This is a genomic window from Mitsuaria sp. TWR114, assembly GCF_007997345.1.
The window spans coordinates 1-6,001 of record NZ_VOSR01000967.1 but is presented as its reverse complement, the minus strand read 5'-3'; the positions used below and the strand labels follow the sequence as shown (position 1 = coordinate 6,001).

The following is a 6,001-nucleotide window of genomic DNA, read 5'->3' as shown; positions in this document are numbered from 1 at the left end:
CAACCTGGCGCTGGCGCTGGCGCCGCACCTGCGGCCGCAGCTGCTGGACCTGCTGTTCGTCAGCAACCGCAACCTGGATCGCGGCTTCTGCGAATTCGGCGGCTGGAAGGGGCGGCACCACGGCGGCTTCCTGCCGACGGTGGAGACGGCGGCCTTCCTGGTCGCCGGCGAGGACCTGGCGCGGCGCTTCGAGTTGCGCCGCATGCTGGACGAGGCCGCGCCGCTGCGCCGGCTGGGCCTGGTGAGGCTGGTGCACGAGTCGCCGGGCGAGCCGTGGTACGGCGCGGCGCTGGTGGCCGGCGCCGACACGCTGGACCTGCTGTGCACCGGCGAGGCGCGCAAGCCCGACTACAGCGCGCAGTTCCCCGCCAAGCTGATCGAGACGCGGCTGGATTGGGATGACCTGGTGCTGGACGCCGAGGTGATGGACGAGGTGCAGGCGATCACCACCTGGGCCCGTCATGGCGAGACGCTGATGCGCGACTGGCGCCTGGAGAAGTCGCTCAAGCCCGGCTACCGCTGCCTGTTCTTCGGGCCGCCCGGCACCGGCAAGACGCTGACGGCGACGCTGATCGGCCGGCAGGTGCAGGCGGACGTCTACCGCATCGACCTGTCGATGGTGGTGTCCAAGTACATCGGCGAGACGGAGAAGAACCTGGCCCAGGTCTTCGACCAGGCGCAGCACCGGCGCTGGATCCTGTTCTTCGACGAGGCCGACGCGCTCTTCGGCAAGCGGACCGCGACCTCCAGCAGCAACGACCGCCACGCCAACCAGGAGGTCTCCTACCTGCTGCAGCGGGTGGAGGACTTCCCCGGGACGGTGATCCTGGCCAGCAACCTCAAGGGCAACATCGACGACGCCTTCGCGCGGCGCTTCCAGTCGGCGGTGTACTTCCCGATGCCCGATGCCGAGCAGCGGCTGCGGCTGTGGGAAGGCATGGTGCGGCACACCGGCCGGCTGGACGCCGAGGTGGACCTGCGCGAGCTCGCCGAGCGGCATGAACTGGCCGGCGGCGCGATCGCCAACGTGGTGCGCTTCGGCGCGATCAACGCGATGCAGGCGGGACGCGAACGCATCCTGGCCGCCGACCTGCGCAAGGGCATCGCCAAGGAACTGCGCAAGGAAGGACGCACGGTGTAGCCGCCATGGGGACACGCTCCTTCTTCAGAATCCCGCGACTCCTGCGACTCCCGCGCGCGTGGCGCGCGACCGATGAATGGGCCGACGCCGCCGGTGACGCGGGCCTCGGCGCGAGGGTCGACTCGGCGGTCGACGCGACACGCGCCGCGCCGGCCGCAGGCGCCGGTGCGGGCTGCCGCCATTGCGCGCGACTGCGCTGGTTCGTCGGCGGCACGCTGCTCGCGGCGGGGCTCGTGATCCTGCACGCGGCGGCGCAGGCTCCGGCCGGTGGGTCGGCCTCCGCGACGCCGGCGTCGGCCGCCGCCGACAAGGCCGGTGGCAAGAATGGCGGCAAGGGCTCATCGGTCTACATGGCCAAGCCCGCCGCGCCGCCGGCATCAACGGCATCAACGGCATCAACGGCATCAACAGCCTCCGCCACCTCCGACGCGACGCTCTACGTCGCGACGCCACGGCCGCTGCCTGAGCGCCCCGAGCGCCCCTGGACGGCGACGGCCGTGCCGGACGCGCCGGCGCCGGCGCCAGCGGCGACGGCCTCGGCGCCCGCTCGCGACGACCTGATGTGGCTGGTCTACCAGACGGTGCCGCTCCCCAACGCCCGGCTCCACCAGCCCTACAAGGCCCGCGACGTGGTGCGCGGCGCCGCGCGCCCTACCGCTTCAGCGTGGACGGCGCGCTGCCGCCGGGCATGTTCCTGGAGGAGGACGGCGTGCTGGCCGGCACGCCCACCGCCACCGGCACCTTCCGCTTCCTGCTGACGGTGCGCGATGCCTCGCGACCGCCGCACCTGGACCAGGCGATGTACGTGCTGCGTGTCGTCGATCCGAAGCCGGCTGCGGCCACGCCTAGCGCAGCACCGGCGACCAAGCCGGCGGCCGCTGCGGCGCGTCCCGCCAAGAGCCGGCCGGACAACACGCTGAAGTCGGTGACCGAGGACCAGACCAACCTCACCGTGCCGCGCGATCCGCCGCTGCCGATGACCTATGTGCTGACGGCCGCGAAGCTGGAGACGATCTTCAAGAACGCCGAAGCCTCGATGGGCGAATCGCTGATGACCGCGGCCAATGCCGCCAACGCGGCCGACGCCACCGACGGGACCGCCGTCGCGAACGAGGCCTCCGCACCCCGCCCGCTGGCGGTGAAGCCCCCGGTGCTCGGCCCGACGCTGGACCAGCTGCGCGAGATGCTGACGCCGCTGCAGGACGTCGAGCATCCGACGCGCGCGGTGTTCCAGGACTCGCTGCGGGCACGGCAGTGCGAATACTTCCTGCGCCATGTCAACGCGTTGGCGCTGGAGCAGCACAAGGACGCGATCCGTCGCTGCCCGCGCCGGGAGGACCTCGCCGAGACCGATCGACCGCACCTCGCGGCGAGCGGCAGTGCCGCCACGGTGAAGGCGACGAAGGCGGCCAAGCCCACCACGCCCACCGCGTCTACTTCGACGCTCGCCCCCGGCAGCCTGCCGGTGATGACCTTCCTGGACATGCTGATGCCGCCGCATCTGCTGGAGGAGATCACCGACGTCGCCGGCACCGAGCATCCGCTGTCGCAGGCGCGGCCGCTGCGGCTCAAGCCCGATGGCTGCGGCTGCAGCCTGCAGGACATCGAGAACGACGTCTTCGGCTTCCTGCCCTACTGGATGGGCGGCGAGACCGACGCGCCCATCCCGGTGCGCTTCGACAAGTTCACCCGGCTGCAGTACATGGGCGTCCTGCTGCGCAACAACGGCGAGTACCTGCGGCCGACAGGCTGGGATAGCCCGGGCGGCGGTTTCGCGCGGCGGGTGGACCAGCATGGCGTCGGCCTGGACCTGGTGCTCTACCGCCGCGACTTCCGCGCGCTGATGCGCCTCACCGACGAGGAGCGCAAGACGGTGCTGGACACCACCGCGGCGCAGGTCGGCGAGATGCTGGACCTGCGCCACGGCGACCTGCAGGGTGGGCTGGAGGCGCTGCTGCCGCCGGGCTGGCGCGAGGAGGCGCATGTCTACGACGGCCTGACCGTGTTCTTCGAGCCCACCGACGACGAGGCCGCGGACCCGCGCTTCGAGCAGTTCCTGCTCGCCTACCTGCATCGCCTGACCGAGACCATGCAGGCCCGCGGCACGCGCGCCTTCCACCTCAACCTGGTGATTCCGCAGCACCTGCTGGGGGAGACGTCGACCGCGTTCCGCTTCAGGAACCTGCTGGCCATCATGAAGGCGGCGGAGCGCCAGCGCGGCGTCGGCGACGACAGCGGTCGCAAGGAACGCAGCGCGGCGGCGGCGACCTACAAGTCCTCGCCGGACTACGTCGGCACCAGCGACATCACGGTGAGTTTCCTCGCGCCACTGGGCACCGGCTCCGACATCGGCAAGATGCAGCTGCGCTCGCGCACCGACTTCAACGACGAGCTGGCCGGCCAGGACCGCATGGCGGTGCTGGGCAGCGTGGTGCCGGTGCTGCTGCATCCGGGCGGCAAGCCCGAGGCGCTGGCGCCAGAGGAGCAGGAGTCGTTGGACCGCGACCTGGTCTACATCGGCTGGTCCTTCGGCGGCGTCGCGCTGTGGCCGCTGCCGGTGGCGGGCCTGGGCGCGGGCGAGAGCGTGCTGACGGCGCTGGACCATCGCTTCTGGTCCTTCCTGGACCAGGACACCAGCTTCTGCCGCATCGTCTGCCCGATGCGCATGCCGCTGCGGCTGGCGCTGGAGGCGCTGATGGTGCTGGTCGGCACGGCGCTGCTGGTCTACGGCTGGAACTGCCGGGTGCGGCGGATGGGCAGCGTCATCCTGATGGGGCTGTGGGCCGGCGCGATCGCCACGCTGGCGGTGGCCTTCGCGATCTTCTCCTGCGACCCGTCGCTCAACGAGCTGCGCAAGGGCAACACGCTGCTGGTCGCGATCATCCTCATCCTGGTGGTGGGCGGACTCGTCGTCACCTTCAAGCCGCGGGTGGAGCCGCCGTGAGCGCGACGGACACCGCGGGCGCCGGCAGCGCGGGAAGCACGGGAAACACCGGCCACGCCAGGCGCGCCGTCCCGCGGCGCATCGATCACCTCATGGGGAGCAGACGATGAAGGACTCGACCACGGACAGCGGCACGCGGGAGCAGGTGCCCGCGGCGACGACGACGGCGCAGCGGCGCGCCGGAATGGAGGGCGGTGAGCTGTCGGAGGCCATCGACGCATCGCCCCGGCAACTGGCGCAGCGCCGGCGGATCGACGCGACCTTCGGGCCGGTGGCGCAGCGCGCGACCGACGCGCTGGAGGAAGACGAAGCGGACACCGCGCAGGCGAAGGCCGCGCCGGTACAGCGGCAAGAGAACCGCACCGGCATGCCGGACGGCCTCAAGGCCGGCATCGAAGCGCTGTCGGGCACCGACCTGTCGGACGTGCGGGTGCATCGCAACTCGGCCCAACCGGCGCAGCTCAACGCGCTGGCCTACGCGCAGGGCAACGACATCCACCTCGGCCCCGGCCAGGACCATCACCTGCCGCACGAGGCCTGGCACGTCGTGCAGCAGCGCGAGGGCCGCGTGCAGCCGACGATGCAGATGGCCGGCGTCGACATCAACGACGACGCCGGCCTGGAGGCCGAAGCGGACCGCATGGGCGACGAGGCGCTGCGACACGGCGGGTGACGCGTCCAGCGCGGGCGTCGCCCCCATGGCGGTGCTCGGCCGTCTGATTCATTTTTTTACGACAACCTTTTTCGAGCCCCCCGGAACACACGCAGAACGTCACCGACTTCCGCCTGTGTCCATGCCGACCTTCCTCCTCGCACTGCCCCCCTGGGAGACGCTGCTGCGGCAGTTGCTGCTGGCGCCGTGTCTGGAGGAGATCCTCTTCCGGCTCGGCCTGCAGGACCTGCTGGCCAACTCCCGCGCCCTCGCGGCGCGCCGTCACGCGGTCACGCTGACGGCGCTCGCCTTCGGCGCCGCGCACGCGCTCGCCCTGCTCGTCGCCGCGGCGCCCGGCCCCTGGCCGACGCTCCCCGCGCTGCTGCTCGCGCTGGCCACCGCCGCACCGGCCTGGTGGATCGGCCACGGCTATCGCCGCCATCGCTCGCTGCCACGCTGCATCGCCTGGCATCTGCTCTTCAACGCCTGCTGGCTGCACGTCTGACGACGCGGTGGCCTCGGGCGCCCGCCCACGCCGTTTCCGAGCTTCTTTCGAGCCCAACGACAACGCCGCCACGAGCGGCCCTTTCTGGAGACAAGCCATGAACCCGACCCGCCGCCGCGTCACCGCGGTTGCCATCGCCGCCGCGCTGCTGGTGCCCTTGCAGGCCGCGCAGGCCCAGGTCGCCGGCCAGACCAGGTTCTCGCAGGTCTGCGCGGCCTGCCACACCGTGGCCTCCACCGCCGTGGTCGACCGCGGGCGCAACAACCCCGCGATGATCCAGAACGCGATCAACACGATCCCGGCGATGACCGCGGCCGTCTCGGGCAACGTCAGCGCGACGGACCTGGCCGACATCGCCGCCTACCTGGGCAACTCGCCGGCCTCGATCAGCTTCGCGCAGACCACCGTCGGCCAGACCAGCGCCGTCTCGACCGTCACCATCAGCGCCAGCCGCCTGGCCGCGCTGAGCAGCCTCACCGCCGTCGCCAGCGGCGACTTCGCCGTCCAGGGCGGCAGCTGCGGCACCAGCGTCCCCGCCGGCACCAGCTGCACCGTCGGCGTCGTCTTCAAGCCGACGCCGCCGGCGCGCGCAGCGGCGCCTTGACCATCACCCACAACGGCATCTCGACGGCGATCCCGATCGCCCTCAGCGGCACCGCCAACGGCGCGCTGCAGGCCGGCCTGTCCGCCGACGCCAGCAGCGTGGGACTTCGGCACGCAGACCGTGGGCGTCGCCTCCGCCGCGCGCACCGTCACGCT

6 protein-coding genes are annotated in these 6,001 nt (G+C 71.9%); all 6 read left to right on the top strand.

Annotation, left to right across the window (positions count from 1 at the left end):
- Positions 1–1,141 (top strand): ATP-binding protein (locus FUT87_RS26435; RefSeq protein WP_147242904.1); only part of this gene is annotated, 1,141 nt, incomplete at its 5' end.
- Positions 1,142–1,146: 5 nt separating this feature from the next.
- Positions 1,147–1,899, top strand: coding sequence for a hypothetical protein (locus FUT87_RS26430; protein WP_147242903.1), 753 nt, complete (start codon positions 1,147–1,149; stop codon positions 1,897–1,899).
- On the top strand, positions 1,806–4,085 hold the full coding sequence (locus FUT87_RS26425; protein ID WP_147242902.1) for a putative Ig domain-containing protein: 2,280 nt from the start codon (positions 1,806–1,808) through the stop codon (positions 4,083–4,085). Before FUT87_RS26430 ends, FUT87_RS26425 begins: the two co-directional genes overlap by 94 nt.
- Before the next feature lie 106 nt (positions 4,086–4,191).
- Positions 4,192–4,758 carry a DUF4157 domain-containing protein gene (locus FUT87_RS26420; protein ID WP_255512049.1) on the top strand — a complete coding sequence of 189 codons (567 nt, stop codon included), beginning with the start codon at positions 4,192–4,194 and terminating at the stop codon, positions 4,756–4,758.
- 121 nt (positions 4,759–4,879) lie between these two features.
- Entirely contained in the window at positions 4,880–5,242 is a 363-nt protein-coding gene (locus FUT87_RS26415; RefSeq protein WP_186830779.1) for a type II CAAX prenyl endopeptidase Rce1 family protein, read from the top strand.
- A 97-nt stretch (positions 5,243–5,339) separates the two neighbouring features.
- Positions 5,340–5,846 carry a cytochrome c gene (locus FUT87_RS26410; RefSeq protein WP_147242900.1) on the top strand — a complete coding sequence of 169 codons (507 nt, stop codon included), beginning with the start codon at positions 5,340–5,342 and terminating at the stop codon, positions 5,844–5,846.
- Positions 5,847–6,001: the final 155 nt, after the last annotated feature.

Excerpts from the sequence above, each read along its gene's own strand:
- FUT87_RS26430 (WP_147242903.1), top strand. The coding sequence starts at position 1,147 with ATGGGGACACGCTCCTTCTTCAGAATCCCGCGACTCCTGCGACTCCCG.
- FUT87_RS26420 (WP_255512049.1), top strand. The coding sequence starts at position 4,192 with ATGAAGGACTCGACCACGGACAGCGGCACGCGGGAGCAGGTGCCCGCG.
- FUT87_RS26415 (WP_186830779.1), top strand. The coding sequence starts at position 4,880 with ATGCCGACCTTCCTCCTCGCACTGCCCCCCTGGGAGACGCTGCTGCGG.
- FUT87_RS26410 (WP_147242900.1), top strand. The coding sequence starts at position 5,340 with ATGAACCCGACCCGCCGCCGCGTCACCGCGGTTGCCATCGCCGCCGCG.